Annotated in this window: 13 protein-coding genes and 2 rRNA genes; 3 read left to right on the top strand and 12 right to left on the bottom strand. The window is 58.1% G+C overall.

The window, feature by feature from the left end:
- Positions 1-4: 4 nt before the first annotated feature.
- From ABI171_RS09155 to ABI171_RS09110, 10 genes are all read right to left on the bottom strand, one after another.
- Positions 5-1,699 (bottom strand): long-chain fatty acid--CoA ligase, encoded by a 1,695-nt coding sequence (locus ABI171_RS09155; RefSeq protein ID WP_348092261.1) that lies wholly within the window; start codon positions 1,697-1,699, stop codon positions 5-7.
- A 115-nt stretch (positions 1,700-1,814) separates the two neighbouring features.
- Entirely contained in the window at positions 1,815-4,421 is a 2,607-nt protein-coding gene (locus ABI171_RS09150) for an alpha/beta fold hydrolase (protein WP_348092260.1), read from the bottom strand.
- Between the two features lie 82 nt (positions 4,422-4,503).
- Positions 4,504-5,556: an aminopeptidase gene (locus ABI171_RS09145; RefSeq protein WP_348092259.1), complete on the bottom strand. Its 1,053-nt coding sequence runs from the start codon at positions 5,554-5,556 to the stop codon at positions 4,504-4,506.
- Entirely contained in the window at positions 5,553-7,670 is a 2,118-nt protein-coding gene (locus tag ABI171_RS09140; RefSeq protein WP_348092258.1) for a molybdopterin oxidoreductase family protein, read from the bottom strand. The genes ABI171_RS09145 and ABI171_RS09140 overlap by 4 nt, the downstream gene beginning before the upstream one ends.
- Before the next feature lie 101 nt (positions 7,671-7,771).
- Positions 7,772-8,968, bottom strand: coding sequence for an acetylornithine deacetylase (argE, locus tag ABI171_RS09135; RefSeq protein ID WP_348092257.1), 1,197 nt, complete (start codon positions 8,966-8,968; stop codon positions 7,772-7,774).
- 16 nt (positions 8,969-8,984) lie between these two features.
- Complete coding sequence (locus ABI171_RS09130; protein WP_348092256.1) at positions 8,985-10,019, bottom strand: ABC transporter ATP-binding protein; 1,035 nt, start codon at positions 10,017-10,019, stop codon at positions 8,985-8,987.
- Complete coding sequence (locus tag ABI171_RS09125) at positions 10,016-11,005, bottom strand: ABC transporter ATP-binding protein (protein WP_348092255.1); 990 nt, start codon at positions 11,003-11,005, stop codon at positions 10,016-10,018. Before ABI171_RS09125 ends, ABI171_RS09130 begins: the two co-directional genes overlap by 4 nt.
- Positions 11,006-11,012: 7 nt before the next feature.
- Entirely contained in the window at positions 11,013-11,918 is a 906-nt protein-coding gene (locus ABI171_RS09120; RefSeq protein WP_348092254.1) for an ABC transporter permease, read from the bottom strand.
- A 1-nt stretch (position 11,919) separates the two neighbouring features.
- The gene (locus ABI171_RS09115; RefSeq protein WP_348092253.1) at positions 11,920-12,897 is read right to left on the bottom strand and encodes an ABC transporter permease; all 978 of its coding nucleotides are present in this window, start codon (positions 12,895-12,897) and stop codon (positions 11,920-11,922) included.
- A gap of 68 nt (positions 12,898-12,965) precedes the next feature.
- Positions 12,966-13,133 (bottom strand): hypothetical protein, encoded by a 168-nt coding sequence (locus ABI171_RS09110; protein ID WP_348092296.1) that lies wholly within the window; start codon positions 13,131-13,133, stop codon positions 12,966-12,968.
- Between the two features lie 118 nt (positions 13,134-13,251).
- Here ABI171_RS09110 and ABI171_RS09105 point away from each other — a divergent pair, with 118 nt between their 5' ends.
- From ABI171_RS09105 to ABI171_RS09095, 3 genes are all read left to right on the top strand, one after another.
- Positions 13,252-14,445 carry a M20 aminoacylase family protein gene (locus tag ABI171_RS09105; RefSeq protein ID WP_348092252.1) on the top strand — a complete coding sequence of 398 codons (1,194 nt, stop codon included), beginning with the start codon at positions 13,252-13,254 and terminating at the stop codon, positions 14,443-14,445.
- A 141-nt stretch (positions 14,446-14,586) separates the two neighbouring features.
- Complete coding sequence (locus ABI171_RS09100; RefSeq protein ID WP_348092251.1) at positions 14,587-15,474, top strand: SMP-30/gluconolactonase/LRE family protein; 888 nt, start codon at positions 14,587-14,589, stop codon at positions 15,472-15,474.
- Positions 15,475-15,696: 222 nt separating this feature from the next.
- Positions 15,697-16,245, top strand: a complete 549-nt coding sequence (locus ABI171_RS09095) for an acyloxyacyl hydrolase (RefSeq protein WP_348092250.1) — start codon at positions 15,697-15,699, stop codon at positions 16,243-16,245.
- A gap of 297 nt (positions 16,246-16,542) precedes the next feature.
- On the opposite strand, the gene rrf is transcribed toward ABI171_RS09095, so the two are convergent.
- Both rrf and ABI171_RS09085 read right to left on the bottom strand, forming a co-directional pair.
- A 5S ribosomal RNA gene (gene rrf / locus ABI171_RS09090) occupies positions 16,543-16,655 on the bottom strand.
- Positions 16,656-16,850: 195 nt separating this feature from the next.
- Positions 16,851-17,204 (bottom strand): 23S ribosomal RNA (locus ABI171_RS09085); the annotation flags it as partial.

The following is a 17,204-nucleotide window of genomic DNA, read 5'->3' as shown; positions in this document are numbered from 1 at the left end:
AATTTCAAGCTGCCTGCTTTTGCTCCGCAGGCTTTTCATCGCGCAATTCACGGCGCAAGATCTTGCCGACATTGGTCTTCGGCAGATCGGTGCGGAACTCGATGTACTTCGGCCGCTTGTAGCCGGTCAGCTGTTCGCGGCAATAAGCCATCAGTTGTTCAGCAGTCAGCGACGGATCCTTGCGCACCACGAAAATCTTCACGACTTCGCCGGCATGCTCATCCGGCACGCCGACACAGGCGCATTCCAGAACGCCGGGATGCTGCACCACCACGCCTTCGACTTCGTTCGGATAGACATTGAAACCGGAGACCAGGATCATGTCTTTCTTGCGGTCGACAATCTTGGTGTAGCCACGCTCATCCATGACGCCGATATCGCCGGACTTGAAGAAGCCGTCTGCCGTCATGACCTTGGCGGTTTCATCGTCACGGTTCCAGTAGCCGCGCATCACTTGCGGGCCGCGGATCGCGATTTCGCCTGGTTGTCCCAGTGGCACCGGATTGCCGTCATCGTCCAGGATCGCAATTTCAGTGGATGGCAGCGGCAAGCCGATGGTGCCGCTGTATTCCGTGATGTTGCAAGGATTGGCGCTGGCGATAGGCGAAGTTTCGGACAAGCCGTAACCTTCTATGATCGGGCAGCCGGTGACTTCCTTCCATTTATCGGCAACCGTTTTTTGCACCGCCATGCCGCCACCGACGCACACACGGTAGCCGGAGAAATCCAGCTTGGCGAAGTCAGGGTGATGCAGCAGCGCGTTGTACAAGGTATTCACGGCCGGGAAAGTATTGATCTGGTACTTCGACATTTCCTTGATCAGCCCGGCGATATCGCGCGGATTCGGGATCAGCAGGTTCAATGCGCCCTCGCGCATGCCGAGCAGACCGCAGACCGTCAGCGCAAAGATGTGATACAGCGGCAGAGCGCAAACGAACGCCAGTTGCTCGACCTTCGGTCCTTTGGCCAGACCTGGCGACAACCAGGCTTCGGCCTGCAATACGTTGGCCACCACGTTGCGATGCGTCAGAGTCGCCCCCTTGGAGACGCCGGTCGTACCGCCGGTATATTGCAGGAAAGCGACATCGTCTGGACCCAGCGTAACAGCCTGCAACTGCATCGAAGCACCTTGCGAGACTGCGCTGTTGAACGGGGTCGAGCCAGGCAGGGAAAAGCTTGGCACCATTTTCTTGACATGCCGCACCACCAGATTGACCACCAAGCCTTTGAGGCCCATCAGGTCACCCATGCTGGCAACCACGACATGCTTGAGCTTGGTGCGCGCCACCACTTGCTGCAAAGTCGTGGCGAAATTTTCCAGGATGAAGATGGCTTCCGCGCCGGAGTCGTTCAGCTGGTGTTCGAGTTCACGCGGCGTATACAGCGGATTGACGTTCACCACGGTATAGCCGGCCCGCAAAATGGCGGCGATCGCCACCGGATATTGCAGCACGTTAGGCATCATGATGGCGACCCGCGCGCCCTTTTGCAGGCCCTTGGCTTGCAACCAGGCGCCGACTTTGCGCGACAGCTGGTCGACTTCGGCGTAGGTCAGATATTTACCCATGCAGGCATAGGCATTGCGCACCGCATATTTCTGGAACGACTCTTCCAGCAATTGCACCAGCGACTGGTACTGCGTGTAGTCGATCTCGGTGGCTACGCCTTCAGGATACGATTTGAGCCAAAATTTATCCATATTCTGCCTTTAGTCTCTGCTTGTTATAAATGCATTGTTTTTGGCTTGTTTTACTTGAATATAAAGTAAACATGCCGATAGGGGGAGTGCTGCCGGGACCTCTGTCTTCCGTCCGCTAAAAAAGCACGGTTGTATTTTTTTGTTCTATCGCGATGCTATCGGGCAAAGCGTCGGCATGCAAGCGTTTTGATGCATATTTGAGCAAATCGTCGACACTAAGCTTCATGTTGTGGTGCAACAAAACCTCTGCCCGCAGATGCTTAACGCCCTCCTCCTCCGGACTCCATTTCACGTGCGCCACGGCAACCGCCGGATGCTCGAACAAGACTTCTTCGATCTGCCGCGGGAATACTCGCTGGCCGCCCCGTACCAACATATTACTCTTGCGATCGATAATAGAAACAAAACCGTCTTCATCGATGCTGGCGACGTCACCGGTGGCGAACCAGCCATCGTGCAGGCGCTCTTTGCTTATTTTTTTAGCAACCAGATTCAGGGCGGTGGCGCCGAGGCTGGAACCGGCGTCGGCATGACCCTGATCATAGCCGGAGAACAGCTGCGGGCCGCGTACCCATAACTCGCCCAAGGTATCGACCGGCAAGGGCTCGGCATTATCGAGATCGACCACTTTCACTTCCGTATCCGGCAGCGGCACGCCCACCACACCCGGATTACGGCGCGCCGACAACGGCATGGCCAGCACCGCAGGCGACGCTTCGGCCAGGCCATAGGCTTCCACCAGGCGGCCGCGCGTCAGCTTCTCAAACTCTTCGCGGATTTCCTGCGCCAGCGGCGAACCGCTGACCGCGCATACGCGTATCGACGCCAATCCATAGCGCCTTACACCCGGCGTATGCGCCAACTCGCGCACCATGCGCGGCGTGGTCGGGAAATAGGTCGGCCGCATTTTCTTCACAGTCTTCAGCAAGGGCTCCAGCTCGGCGCCGGGTAACAGGATCAGGGTTGCGCCCAGATAGACGCCAAGGTGCAGCAAGCCGGTAAGCCCGTAAACGCTGGACAAAGGTTGCTGCGCCAGGAAGCGCTCGTCGCCCGGCCGCGATTCCGGCAGCCAGTGTCGCAACTGCAAGGCGTTCGCCGCAAGGTTGCGATGCGAGAGCGCCACCGGCAGCGGCGTCCCGGTGGCGCCATAGGTATAGACCACCACGGCGATGTCGTTGACGTCTTGCGCCAGTTCTACCGGATAGATCATGCCGCGCCCCAAAACCTGCTTGAATTTGAGATAGCGCCGCTCTTGCTTGCGATGCTGCTGGTCCTGCCGGAACCATGGCAGCCAGTGCCCTTCCTGGACATGATGCAAAACTGCGAACTTGAGCTTTTCACGCCAGCCCATGTAATCGATCATCGACGCGAATATCACGCGTCGCAAGCCGGCTGCGCGGCGATCACTTTGCAGCACATCGCGCAATTCGTCATAACGGTTGGTGGTCGTTATCAGCATCACCGCCGTGGCGTCCGCAATCCGCGTCAGCAAGATTTCATCGGGCGTCGCCGCATCGCTCAGCACCGCCACCGCGCCGGCTTTCAGGATGCCGAAATAGGCAATCACCAAAGACGGAATGTTCGGCAAAGCCAGCATGATCCGCTCACCCGGCTTGACCCGCATCTCGATCAAGCCATGCGCAAAGCGGTTGGCTTGCCGGTCCAGTTCGCGCCAATCGATCTTGCCGCCGCGGTAAGAGAGCGCGGTGGTTTTGCCAAAGCGGCGGGCGGTGGCCTCCAGCAAACGCGGCAGCGCCACAGTCGGCGGCTTGATGCGGTAAGGCGTACGGGCGTCATAGAATTTCAGCCACGGCCGTTCGCTCTCCAGTTGCTTGCGGGCGGCGCGCCGCTCGGCCTTTTGCCGGATGCGGCGCTCAGCTTGCTCGGCCGGATCGAATTGCATCTGCAGGAAGCGTTCGATCGCGCGGTTGACCGCGTCCGGCCGCTCCACCATCACCTGATGCGCGGAAACCGGCACCACCACTTCCTCGGCGCCTGGAATCAGGCTGGCCACTTCCTTGTAGGCGGCTTCATCGAACAGGATGTCGCGGTGGCCCAGGATCACCAGCGCCGGCGCCTTGACGGCGCGCAAATAATCGCTGCCATCCCATGGCAGCAAGGCATTCTTGTTTTGCAGGTAGACCACATGCGGCGGCGGATAAATACGGGCGGCGGTGATGCCGAAATACGGCATCAGTTTGCGCACTACGCCGAAAATCGGCGGCGGCATGCGCAACAGGGTCCGGCCGGCCCAGCGCAGACGGAAACGCGCCGCCGAGGCGATCATGATCAGCGCCGACACGCGCTCAGGAAATTGCTTGAGAAAATAGGCAGACAGCGCACCGCCGAAGGAATGGCAGACCAAGATGAAGGTTGGCGGCAGGTCCAGCTGATCGAGTGCGGCGGCGATATCGGCCACCAGTTCCGGCACGTCATAGCGGGCGCCGTCAGCCTCGGTCGGCGCATCGGTGTAGCCGTGGCCGCGCAGGTCGAGCGCGATTACCCGGTAGTCGGCCTGGAATTGTTCCAGCTGATATTCCCAATAGGCGGCGCGGCCGCCAAAGCCGTGGATGAAAACCATGGTCGGCTGCTGGTTTCTCGGTCTGCGGCCATATTCCGGACCAGCGTCAAGCACGCTCATTTCAAGCGCGGCGCCACCGTCGCGCGCCAGGCGGCCGGGCAATTTCAACGTGCTGCGATGCAGGTCGGTATTGAAGGTCATATTGTCATTGTAACCAATCGCCCGACACAATACGCACTATCCGATGAGATATACCGCTTGGCTGACTCCCCCGCCTGCGGCCTTATCCCGGCGGCGCTTTCGCCAGCTCGGCCAACTGCCGGTGTCTTTCTTCTTTGCTGAGCGCGGCCAGCTTGGCGACGGCGATATAGAACTTGGGCAGGCTCTGCTGTTGCGCCAGCAGAGCCTTGAAGCCCGGCACCAGATCGTAATAGGTCGCCACCAGCGCCAGGTGGGCGTTCGACAGCGGCTCGGCAAACCAGCGGTCATAACCGGCGTAGCCACCCCAGCCGGCCTTGAGCCGTTGATAGTCTGCTTGCAGGGCGACGAAAATTTCCGCCTTCTGCTGCAGCTTTTGCGCATCGCCAAGATCGCTGTCATAGTTGCCGGCCAGCTGTTCGCGGTACTTCAGCAATAGCGCCAGAAAATCTTCCTTGCGTCCTTCAAACCGGACGTAGGTGTCGCGCATTTTTTGATCGCCGACCGCTTGCAGCCAGCGCTCGACGCCGGCCTGTTCCACAGTAGTGGCGAACGATTCATTGAATTGGGTATCGTCCTTGGCATACACAGTCTGATGCGCCAGCTCATGGAAAATCAGCCGAGCCAGTTCGCCGTCGGGATATTTGATAAAGGTCGACAGCAGCGGGTCGTTAAACCAGCCGAGCGTCGAATAGGCCGGCACGCCACTGACCTGGACGTCATAGCCCTGTTGCCGCATGTCGGCGGCAAATTTCTGCGCTGCGCCTTGGCTGAAATAGCCACGATAATTGACGCAGCCCGCTACCGGAAAACACCATTGCTTGGGTTCCAGCGACAACGCCGGCGCCGCCACCACATTCCATAACGCGAAAGGACGCTGCAGATCGGCGTATTCCGTATAGCTGCGATTATCCGGCAGGCCCAGTTCGCTGACCGCAAAACGACGCATCTGCTTGGTGCGCTTGAGCTTGGCCTTGAGGCCGGCGTCGACATGCGGATCCGCCAGCCAGTCATCGATCGGATGGGCCCGGTCCAGCAGCGAAAACTGGCCGTTGGCCGCTTGCCCGTAATATGCCAGCTGGGCGCAGCCGGCGATCAGCACCAGCGCAAGCAGCGGAAGCAGCCGGCGCGTGCTCATGCCTCGGCGCTAATTCCAGCGGTGACGCTGACGTCGGCTTTTTCCACTTCCACCAGCACATCGTAGAAAGTCGGCGCGCGTCCCATGTCGGTCAGGCGCTGGCTGGTCACCTCGTTGGCGTTCTTTCCGTCGCTGGCTATTTTTTTCCACCAGATCGACAAGCCCACCACCAAGCCGATCCTGGCCTTGTCGGTCACCCGGAGCCTGGCGTTGAAACTGCCTCGGTCATTATAGATACGCACTGTGTCGCCGCTGGCCAGGCTGCGCTGTCCGGCGTCGAATGGATGCATGTCGAGATGCGGCTCGCCTTCGGTATCGCGCAAACTTTTGACGTTGACGAAGCTGGAATTAAGGAAATTGCGCGCGGGCGGCGAAATCATCCCTAGCGGGTATTTCTTCGCCAGTTCAGGATTGCTGGCGCGCGATTCGTAGGGCGCGATATAGGTCGGCAAAGGATCCAATCCGTCCTTCAGCATCTGCGCGCTGTAGAACTCGCATTTGCCGGATGGCGTCGGAAAACCGCCTTCGGCAAACGGCGCGTCCGGTGCGTTCAATTTTTGCCAGCCGTTTTTCTTTAGCGTATCCCAGTCGAAATGGACGGCGCGCACATGTTTGCGGTCGAACGCTTGCGCTGCAATGTCGTCGTCGCTCTCAAGGAAACAAGCGTCATCGAAGCCCATGCGCGCCGCCAGCAAACGGAAAATTTCAGTATTCGGTTTGGCTTCGCCGAGCGGCGCAATCGCTGCGTTATTGGCCAGCATGTACAAATGGCCGTAGGCCGAATGGGCATCGACGTGCTCCAGCTGCGTAGTGGCAGGCAGCACGATGTCGGCGTAGTCGACGGTATCGGTCTGAAAATGCTCCAGCACCACGGTGAACAGATCCTCGCGCGCAAAGCCTTGCATGACGGCCCCGGATTCCGGTGCGACGGCGACCGGATTCGAGTTATATACGATCACGGCTTCAATCTTCGGACCGAACTCAGGCGAAGCCTGGCGCAGCAAGTCGTCACCGATGGTGCTCATGTTGATGGTGCGTGGCGCCATGCCTTGCTTGATCAAAAAATCGGGACGTTGCAAAAACTGGTTGTTCTTTGGAAAACTGTCCGATGCCGATAGCTGAGCGCCGCCGGCGGCGTGGCGCCAAGCGCCGACCAACGCCGGCAGGCAAGTGATATTGCGCACCGCCATGCCGCCGCCGTGCACTCGCTGCAAACCGTAGTTGATCCGGATCGCCACAGCCTCGCCGCACAACGCGGCGCCGCCGTAGGCGCGCGCCAGATCGATGACTTCATCGGCGCTGATGCCGCACACTTCCGCGGTCTTTTGCGGCGACCATTCCAGCACCTGTTGCTTGAGCTGCTCAAAACCGAGCGTATGGCGAGCGATGTAATCGTGGTCCAGCAAATCTTCCGCAATCAGCACATGCATCATGCCCAGCGCCAGCGCCGAATCGGTTCCCGGCAGCAGCGCAATGTGCTGATGGCATTTGTCGGCGGTGAGGGAGCGGTAGGGGTCGATGGCGATCAGCCTGGCGCCGTTGCGTTTGGCTTCTTGTGCGCGCATCCAGAAATGCAGGTTCGATGCGATCGGATTGCCGCCCCAGATCAGGATCAGCTTGGCGTTCTGAACCTGTTCCAGGTCCATGCCGATCTTGGCGCCTATCGTGTATTTGTAGCCGGTGCTGCCAGCCGATGCACAAATGGTGCGGTCCAGCAGCGAAGCGCCGATGCGGTTGAAAAAGCGCATCGACATCGATTCACCCTGCACCAGGCCCATGGTGCCGGCATAGCTGTAGGGCAGGATGGCTTGCGGATTGCGTGCGGCGATCTGGCCCAGCCGTCCGGCTATCGTGCCGATCGCCTCATCCCAGCTGATCTGGACGAACTTGCCTTCGCCCTTTTTGCCGATCCGCTTGAGCGGATGCAGCAGGCGGTCCTTGTGATAAGTGCGCTCGGTGTAGCGCGAGACCTTGGTGCACAGGACGCCGGCCGTGGTCGGATGGCCGGGATCACCGCGAACTTCGGTGGCGACGCCGTCGGTGACAGTCACCAGCAGTGCGCAGGTATCGGGGCAATCATGCGGGCAGGCGGCACGAACGATGGTAGTAGTCATAATGTCATCGGAACCAGAGCGCTTCAAACCACTACTTTAGCAAAATCCGGCCATGCAGGATGGCGTTTACACGACCACTGCGGTTTTTCTCTGCGCTTTTTCTATTTAACGCCTTGCAACTGCATTTCCGGATCCATCAGACGCAGCATGAACGCTTCGCACTGCGCTACCTGCTCCAGCGCCACGAACTCGTTCGGCCGGTGTGCCTGCTCGATGCTGCCCGGACCGCAAACCACGGTGGGAATCCCGGCGCGCTGGAACAGGCCGGCTTCGGTGCCGTAGGAAACCGCGCCATGCGTCTTGTTGCGCGCCAGCGCCTTCGCCAGCTGGACCACCGCATCGCCCTCCTGCATGTTGAGGCCGGGCGCGGAAGCCATCCATTCAAAGTCGATGGCGGCGTTCGGCTCTACCCTTTGCATTTCCGGCAGCAGGGTGGCGGCGAAAGCCTGGATTTCCTGGTACAGGCGTTCGACGTCGATGCCGGGCATGGTGCGCGCTTCGAATTCGAATTTGCAATCCTTCGGCACGATATTCGCCGCCAGGCCGCCATGGATGATACCGGTCTGCATGGTGGTGTAGGGCACGGTGAACCCGTAGTCGCGCGTCTCCAGCTGGGCAAAGCGGTCCGCCATCTGGCGGATATAGACAATGATGCGGGCCGCGTATTCGATCGAATTGACGCCCATGGTGGTGTAGCTGGAATGCGCTTCGCGACCACGGATGCAGCAGCGGAAACGGTGCGTACCCTTGTGCGCAATGATCGGTTGCATCGAGGTCGGCTCGCCGACTATGCAGGCCGCCGGTTTCAAGCCCAGTTCCTGCAAATCCTTGATCAGTCCTTGCACGCCGATGCAGCCGACTTCTTCGTCATACGACAAGGCAAAGTGCAGCGGCGCATCCATCTTCGCCGCCAAAAATTGAGGCGTCAGCGCCAGCGCGGTGGCGATATAACTCTTCATGTCAGCCGAGCCACGGCCGTATAGCAAACCATCCTTGATGGTGGCCTTGAACGGATCCGTATCCCAGGCCTGCCCTTCGACCGGCACCACGTCGGTATGACCGGACAAGATCAAGCCGGGTTTGGTGCCTTCACCAAGGGTGGCAAACAGATTGGCTTTCTTGCCGGTGGCGTCATAGGTCAGGCGCGACTTGACACCGAAACCGGCCAGGTAATCGCGGGTCCATTCGATCAATCCCAGGTTGGAATCGCGCGATACGGTCTGGAACGCGATCAAGCGTTCTATCATTGCCATGACGTCGGCGGAAGGCATCAGCTGGGTTGTGTGCGGTGCGTTCATGGTGCTGTCCTCTACGCTAGCCATGGTTCAAATGACAGGCGGAAAAATGGTTGCTGCTGATTTCTTTCAACTCTGGCTTTTCAACTTTACAACGCGGCATCGCATGCGGGCAGCGCGGATGAAAGTGACAGCCGGAGGGCGGATGCAGCGGCGACGGGATTTCTCCCTTCACCGCAAAAAATTCTGTTCTCCTGACTTCCAGCTTGGGCGCCGACGCCAGCAAAGCCTGCGTATAAGGATGATTGGCGTGGGCAAAAATCGCATCGGTCGCGGCCGATTCAACAATACGGCCAAGATACATGATAACCACCCGGTCCGACAAATGCCGGACCACGCCAAGGTCATGGCTGATGAACAAGTATGTCAGGTCGAGCTCGTCGCGCAACTTGATAAACAAGTTGAGCACCTGTGCCTGGATCGAAACATCCAGCGCCGCGACGGCTTCATCGCAGACCAGGAATTCCGGTTTGACCGCCAGCGCGCGTGCAATGCCGACCCGTGCGCGCTGGCCGCCGGAAAACTGATGCGGAAAACGGCGCAACATGCTGCCGTCCAGCCCGACCCGCTGCAGCAGGTTTTCAACATAGTCGCGCTGTTGCGAAGCGGCCACCAGGCCATGCACCAGTGGCGCTTCGCCGACGATATCTTGCACGCGCATGCGTGGATTCAGCGAGGCATAGGGATCCTGGAAAATCATCTGGATCGCGAGTTGTTTCTTGCGCTTTTCAGATGCATCCAGCTGTTCCAGCGACTCCCCTTTCCATAAGCGTGCACCGGCACTAAGGCTATGCAGACCGACCGCCATCCGCCCCAATGTCGACTTGCCGCAACCGGATTCGCCGACCAGGCCCACTACCTCGCCGCGGGCGATGCTCAGACTGACTTCATCCACGGCATGCACCACTTCCTGTTGCATGCCGGCGCCGAACAGGTTAGCGATTTTTGCTGCGCTATCCAGACCTTTGACAAAGCGCTTGCTGACCGCCTGCAGCTCCAGCAGCGGCGCTGATGCCGGCGTTGGCGCCGCTTCGTTATCGACATCCTGCTTCATTGCATTGCCCCAACCACATCGTCTCGCAACGGATGGTAGCAACGCAGCTTGCGCTGTTCAACCGCACGCAACGGCGGTGTCTGTTGGCACTCGGCCGTGACATGGGCGCAGCGCGTGCGGAAGGTGCAACCATCCGGCAGATTCAATAGCGATGGCGTCATGCCCGGAATCTGCTGCAGCGGCCGGCCGCGCGGATTACGTGATGGCGCCGATGCGATCAGACCATGCGTATAAGGATGACGCGGATGTTCCAGGACTTGCTGCACCGTACCGCTCTCGACGATACGTCCGGCGTACATCACCGATACGGTATCCGCCAGCCCGGCCACCACTGACAGATCGTGGGTAATCCAGATCAGCGCCGTACCGGATTCCCGGCACAGTTTCTGCATTTCGTACAGGATCTGTCCTTGTATCGTCACGTCCAATGCCGTAGTCGGCTCATCGCAAATGATCAGGTCCGGTTTGTTGAGCAAGGCAATCGCGATCGCCACCCGTTGCCGCATGCCGCCGGAAAACTGATGTGGATACGCTTGCAGCCGTTCATCCGGCGCAGGAATCCCGACCCGCACCAGCGCTTCACGCGACATTTCATGTGCCACCATGCGGCTCACATCCTGATGCGCGCGTACCGCTTCCATCATCTGTGTATCGATACGCAGCACGGGATTGAGCGTCATCATCGGATCTTGAAAAATCATGGCGATGCGGTTGCCGCGAATCTTGCGCATGGCTTCCGCCGGCAAGCCCCGCAAATTATTCCCTTGCAGCAGAATTTCACCGGCGACGATTTTTCCCGGCGGATCGATCAGGCCCATGATGGAATAGCCGGTCATCGATTTACCGGATCCGGATTCCCCCACCAGCCCCATGATTTCACCGCGCTTGACTGAAAACGAAACCTGGTCGACCGCTTTGACCAGGCCGGCACGGGTAGCAAACTGAGTCTGCAGGTTATTGACGACCAATGTCGCTTGCGTATCCATAGCCGTCCTATTGCGTCTGCAAGCGTGGATTGAGAACGTCGCGCAACTGGTCCGCCACCAGGTTGATCGTGACCACGGTCAACAGCAAGGCGATGCCGGGAAACACGCTGATCCAGTATTTTCCGGAGAGCAGATACTGGAAGCCGTTGGCGATCAGCAGGCCTAGCGATGGTTCCGTAATCGGCAGGCCGAGACCGAGAAAGGACAGCGTCGCTTCCAGAGAGATCGCCGATGCCACTTGCAGCGCGGCGATCACGATCAGCGGCGGCAGACAGTTAGGCAGCAAATGCCGGAACATGATGCGCAACGGCGACAATCCGAGCGCAGTGGCGGCCTCGATATATTCTTTCTTGCGCTCTACCAGCGCGGCGCTACGCGTGGTGCGAGCGTAATAGGCCCATTGCACCGTTACCAGCGCAATGATGATCTTATCGACGCCGCGGCCGGTCAGCGCCAGCAGAATCAGCGCGATCAGGATGGGCGGGAAAGATAGCTGGATATCCGCCACGCGCATGATGAACACCTCAGTGCGGCCGCCGGCGTACCCGGCCAGCAGGCCCAAGGTCAAGCCCAGCGATAACGCAATGATTGTACTTACGACGCCGACCAGCACTGAGATACGGACGCCATACAAAATCGCCGACAGCATGTCGCGGCCCTGGTCATCGGTGCCAAGCAGATAAGTCATGCTGCCGTCGACCGAGGTCTTGCCCGGCTCAAGGCGTGAATCCATCACATCCAGCTTGGCCAGGTCGTAGGGATTTTGCGGCGACAAGATCGGCGCGAAGATCGCCGCCAGCAGGATCAGCGCCAGTAGCACGAAACCGACGGTGGCGATCTTGCTGCTGAAATAATTGCGCACGAAGCGTTGCCATGGTGTTTCTACTGCCGCCAGCGTTTCGGTGATCTGCATATCAGCCTTTGCTTTCTGCCAGGCGCACGCGCGGATCGAGCAATGAGTACAACATGTCCACCACCAGGTTGATCAGGATGAAAATGGTGACGATCAATAACAGATAGGCGACGATTACCGGCCGGTCCAGTACGCGGATCGAATCGATAATCAGCTTGCCCATGCCGGGCCAGGCGAACACGGTTTCGGTAACGATGGAAAAGGCGATGATCGAACCAAATTGCAAGGCAATCACAGTGACGATCGGGATCAGGATATTTTTCAGGACGTGGACGCCAATGATGCGGCTATTGCGCAAGCCCTTGGCGCGCGCGAATTTGACATAGTCCTGCATCAGCGCCTCTTGCGCGCCGGAGCGCGTCAGCCTGATCACCAGGGCGATGTTGAATAGCGCCAGGTTGAACGCCGGCATCAGCAAATGTTTCAAGCCGTCCCAACTGAGGAAACTGACCGGCACACCCAGCAGCAATTGCGTCTCGCCGCGGCCGCTGGTAGGCAGCCAGCCGAGTTGCACTGCAAACACCATGATCAGCATCAGCCCGACCCAGAATGTCGGCAGCGAAAAGCCGAGTATGGAAACCGCCATGATGGTTTTGCCGACGATGCCGTTAGGACGCAGGCCGGCCAGCAAGCCCAGCGGCAGCCCCAGCACGACGGAGAGCAGGATCGCCGCCGAGGACAGTTCCAGCGTTGCCGGCATGCGTTCGAAAATCAGGCTCAAGGCCGGCGTTGAATAGGCAAACGAAAGTCCCAGGTCGCCGCCCGCCGCATGCTTCAGGAAAATGAAATATTGCAGCCAGAGCGGCTTGTCGAGACCGAAGGCGATGATCACCTTGGCGCGCTCGATCTGATCTGCATCTGGGCTGATCAGCACGTCGACCGGGTTGCCGATCGCGTACACGCCGATAAACACCAGCAGCGACATGACCAGTAGCACGACCAGGCTTTGCAGTACGCGGCGGATAATAAAAGCCAGCATCGAATATCCTAATTACATCCATAAAAAATCCGCTCGCCACACGCGCTGAGCGGATGCACGCGCCACTTCTATTGCGGATAGAAACCGTAAGCGTGGGTGCGCTCGTCGGTACGCGGGTTATATACGATACCTTTTTTTGTGGCCCATGTGGTCAGTTGCCGATGAATCGGGATGGCGTAGCCGTCATCGATGCTGATGCGCGACCACATCCGGGCAAACCAAGACATCAGACACATAATGCTCTACTGTGAATGAACACCGACGGACCGTGTAGGCGTAATATACACATTCTGGACGCTACGCCTTTAACCTTTTTCTATAGGCAAGAGGCATGCCATATATCAGGAGTGCATTATGAATTTGATCGACCCTATCATCGCCTTCCAGGCCGAACTGCAAGCCATCCGACGTGATTTACACGCCCATCCCGAGCTCAACTATGAAGAACAACGCACTTCCGACGTGGTGGCGCGCAAGCTTACCGAATGGCAGATTCCCATTCTGCGCGGCATGGGCGTTACCGGCGTTGTCGGTATTATAAAGAACGGCAGCAGCGACCGCGCCATCGGCTTGCGCGCCGATATGGACGCGTTGCCGGTACAGGAGTTGAACACTTTCTCACATGCCTCCCAACATCAGGGCAAGATGCACGCTTGCGGGCATGACGGTCATACGGCGATGCTGCTTGGTGCGGCGCACCATCTAGCGCAGCACCGCAATTTCGACGGCACCGTCTACCTGATTTTCCAGCCGGCGGAAGAAGGCGGCGGTGGCGCCCAACGCATGATCGATGATGGCTTGTTTGAGAAATGTCCGGTGGAGGCGGTGTTCGGCATGCATAACTGGCCGGGTATGGCGACCGGCAGTTTCGGCGTTACGCCGGGACCGATGATGGCATCGAGCAACGAGTTCGAGGTGATCGTCAAGGGCAAAGGGTCGCATGCTGCACAGCCGCACAAGAGTATCGATCCGGTGATGGTTGCGGTGCAGATTGCGCAGAGCTGGCAGACTATTGTCTCGCGCAATATCAATCCGAATGACCCGGCGGTGCTGTCGGTGACGCAGATCCATAGCGGCAGCGCTACCAATGTGATCCCCGATGAAGCAACGCTGATTGGCACGGTGCGGACATTCTCGTTAGCGGTGCTGGATACGATCGAAGCCCGCATGCGGGAAGTGGCGCAGCACACTGCGGCGGCGTTTGGCGCCGAAGTGGAGTTCCGTTTCCATCGCAATTATCCGCCGCTGGTGAATCACGCCAAAGAGACCGCATTTGCTGTGGAAGTGCTGCAGGCGATGGTTGGCAGCAACAACGTCAATCCGCAAGTCGAGCCAACCATGGGGGCGGAAGATTTTGCGTTCATGCTGCAGAACAAACCTGGCTGCTATGTCTTCATCGGCAATGGCGAAGGCGCACACCGGGACAGCGGTCATGGCCTCGGACCGTGCAACCTGCACAATGCCAGCTATGATTTCAATGATGACTTGCTGCCGATTGGCGCCAGTTACTGGGTTAATCTGGCAGAGACGTATTTAAAGAAAAAATGATTGCGGCGTCGCGCGCGCTCGCACGGGCGCGGCGGCGACACGATGCAATATGGCGACGCCGGCTTAACGGTTTCAACTGTGAGCCGGCGCACGTCGTTTTGCTCTCCTTCGGCTCCACCTTCACTTCATATCACCACACTCATGAACCACATCGAAGCCGCGTACGACGTTCCCATGTTATTGGGCGAATGCCCGCTTTGGCATGCAGCAGAAGCGGCACTTTACTGGGTCGACATCTCCGCCATGCAAGTGCATCGCCTGCATCCCGCCGACGGCAAACACGCCATGTGGCAGCTGGACGCCGAGCCTGGCTGTATCGGCTTGCAGGCGGGTGGCGGCCTGGTGGTCGCCATGCGCAGCGGCGTCGCCCGCCTGGATACGGACACCGGTACAGTCACTCATATCGCCGACGCGCCATATGACATGAGCACCGCGCGCTTTAACGACGGCCGCTGCGACGCTGCCGGCAGGTTCTGGGCAGGCACTATTTACGAGCCCCGCGACCATGCCGGCGCGCAGCTGTATGCGATCGAAAAAGGCGTGGTTCGCGCAGCTGGAAATCCTGTCACGGTCTCCAACGGCCTCGGCTTCAGCGGTGACAGCCGCACCTTGTATCACAGCGATACCACCGCACACAGGGTCACCAGCTATGAGTTTGACCTGGTCAGTGGCAAAATCGGCGCAGGCCATGTACTGAAGCAGTTTGCCATGGACAAAAGCGCGCCGGATTATGGCGGACGCCCTGATGGCGCGGCAGTGGATAGCGAAGATGCCTACTGGTGCGCCATGTACGAAGGCGGCCGTTTACTGCGCTTGTCGCCGGCCGGCGAGGTGCTGCAGGAAGTGATCGTGCCGGTACGCTGCCCGACCATGATAGCTTTTGGCGGCCCTGATTTGCGTACCTTATACATTACCAGCGTGCGTGAGAAGCGCAGCCCGGCAGAGCTGGAAGAATATCCCTTGTCTGGTTGTGTCTTGTCGCTTCGCGTTGATGTGCCTGGAAGGGCTGAGCCTGCTTATATTGCTTGATTTTAAAGCGCTGAATCACCGTTTTACGACACAAATTGCCTGTAGTTCGGCAACAATTCCTGTTTTCGACTATTCTTTAGGGCTGTACCTGTACGCTGCGGCAATCCGATAAGAAAAGCAATTTTCTCCTGTCGGCGCCGGCCGGCTAACGCAGCCTCCTCATGAATAAAGCGCGGGCTTGTTTGCCATTCGCTTTTTATTTTTTACGCTCGAAAGTCTTTTATGCAAAAAAAACAAACCGGACTCAAGATTCTCGCTGTAGCTACCTTATTGGCTGGCGTTCACGCAAGCAGCTTCGCGGTTGATTCCGCATCGTTCGAACTCGGCACCGGCAACAAGAGCCAGCTGGCACGGGTTGCCGCTCAATGGGATTGGAATGCGCCATTGTGGCAAGGCAGCAGCACCCAGCTTGGCGGTTATTGGGATTTGAGCCTGGCTGAATTTCGTCAGAACCAGTATCAGAATATTCCCGGCCAGAAGAAAAATCTGACCGATATCGGCTTCACGCCAGTGTTCCGTTTCCAGGCCAATGATAAAAAGGGCCTGTACGGGGAAGCCGGCATCGGCGTGCATCTGATGTCACATCTGTATGACAACAACAGCCGTCGCTTTTCCACCGCTTTCGAGTTTGGCGACCATATCGGCACCGGCTACGTATTCAGCAACGGGCTTGATGTCGGCCTCAAATTACAGCATTTCTCCAATGGCGGCATCAAGAAGCCGAACAGTGGCGCCAATTTTGCCGTGTTGCGGGTAGCTTATCCGTTCTAAGTCGGATAATTAATCGCGATAACGAAGCAGGATAGATTAGCAAGAAGGCCAGTCGCGCAAGCTGACTGGTTTTTTTTTGCTTATTTTTTTGGCAAATCGTAGAAATTGAGGGAAGTGTGTGCGGGAATTTGCAGGTAAAGAAGTGTTTGCGACGAAGTTTTATATTGAAGAGGCGGGTTTTGCAGTGTCAATTCCGGCTGGAGAGCTGTCTTTTGAGGTAATTGTTCTGCGTTTTATAAATTCTTCACGCAAAGCAAAAACCCTCCCTGCGTGGGCAGGGAGGGTTTTCTAATAAAAGCCTGACGATGACCTACTTTCACACTGGTTGCAGCACTATCATCGGCGCAAAGTCGTTTCACGGTCCTGTTCGGGATGGGAAGGGGTGGGACCGACTTGCTATGGTCATCAGGCATAACTTGTGCAGGTTCTGCTCCCGGCCGGGCAGCAGTACCTTGAATCTGGAAGAAGTAGGCTTGTATCAAATTGCGGGAAAGAGTCTAGTCGCACAGCGACGTAACTCTGTCCTCAACATTTTGTAGGTAGTTCGCTTCGTATCAACGAACGGCAACGCGGTAAATCTCATTCTCTATAACTGCCAAGGTTATAGGGACAAGCCGTACGGGCAATTAGTATCAGTTAGCTTAATGCATTACTGCACTTCCACACCTGACCTATCAACGTCCTGGTCTCGAACGACCCTTCAAAGAGCTCAAGGCTCTGGGAAATCTCATCTTAAGGCAAGTTTCCCGCTTAGATGCTTTCAGCGGTTATCTCTTCCAGACTTAGCTACCCGGCAATGCCACTGGCGTGACAACCGGTACACCAGAGGTCTGTCCACTCCGGTCCTCTCGTACTAGGAGCAGCCCCCTTCAAATTTCCAACGCCCACGGCAGATAGGGACCAAACTGTCTCACGACGTTTTAAACCCAGCTCACGTACCACTTTAAATGGCGAACAGC

The organism is Collimonas sp., assembly GCF_039923675.1.
Taxonomy (GTDB): domain Bacteria; phylum Pseudomonadota; class Gammaproteobacteria; order Burkholderiales; family Burkholderiaceae_D; genus Collimonas.
Note: the sequence above shows the minus strand (reverse complement) of the source record. Positions and strands in the feature narration are given on the sequence as shown.

Excerpts from the sequence above, each read along its gene's own strand:
- ABI171_RS09150 (WP_348092260.1), bottom strand. The coding sequence starts at position 4,421 with ATGACCTTCAATACCGACCTGCATCGCAGCACGTTGAAATTGCCCGGC.
- ABI171_RS09095 (WP_348092250.1), top strand. The coding sequence starts at position 15,697 with ATGCAAAAAAAACAAACCGGACTCAAGATTCTCGCTGTAGCTACCTTA.
- ABI171_RS09115 (WP_348092253.1), bottom strand. The coding sequence starts at position 12,897 with ATGCTGGCTTTTATTATCCGCCGCGTACTGCAAAGCCTGGTCGTGCTA.
- ABI171_RS09100 (WP_348092251.1), top strand. The coding sequence starts at position 14,587 with ATGAACCACATCGAAGCCGCGTACGACGTTCCCATGTTATTGGGCGAA.
- ABI171_RS09125 (WP_348092255.1), bottom strand. The coding sequence starts at position 11,005 with ATGGATACGCAAGCGACATTGGTCGTCAATAACCTGCAGACTCAGTTT.
- ABI171_RS09145 (WP_348092259.1), bottom strand. The coding sequence starts at position 5,556 with ATGAGCACGCGCCGGCTGCTTCCGCTGCTTGCGCTGGTGCTGATCGCC.
- argE (WP_348092257.1), bottom strand. The coding sequence starts at position 8,968 with ATGAACGCACCGCACACAACCCAGCTGATGCCTTCCGCCGACGTCATG.
- ABI171_RS09155 (WP_348092261.1), bottom strand. The coding sequence starts at position 1,699 with ATGGATAAATTTTGGCTCAAATCGTATCCTGAAGGCGTAGCCACCGAG.
- ABI171_RS09140 (WP_348092258.1), bottom strand. The coding sequence starts at position 7,670 with ATGACTACTACCATCGTTCGTGCCGCCTGCCCGCATGATTGCCCCGAT.
- ABI171_RS09105 (WP_348092252.1), top strand. The coding sequence starts at position 13,252 with ATGAATTTGATCGACCCTATCATCGCCTTCCAGGCCGAACTGCAAGCC.
- ABI171_RS09130 (WP_348092256.1), bottom strand. The coding sequence starts at position 10,019 with ATGAAGCAGGATGTCGATAACGAAGCGGCGCCAACGCCGGCATCAGCG.
- ABI171_RS09120 (WP_348092254.1), bottom strand. The coding sequence starts at position 11,918 with ATGCAGATCACCGAAACGCTGGCGGCAGTAGAAACACCATGGCAACGC.
- ABI171_RS09110 (WP_348092296.1), bottom strand. The coding sequence starts at position 13,133 with ATGTGTCTGATGTCTTGGTTTGCCCGGATGTGGTCGCGCATCAGCATC.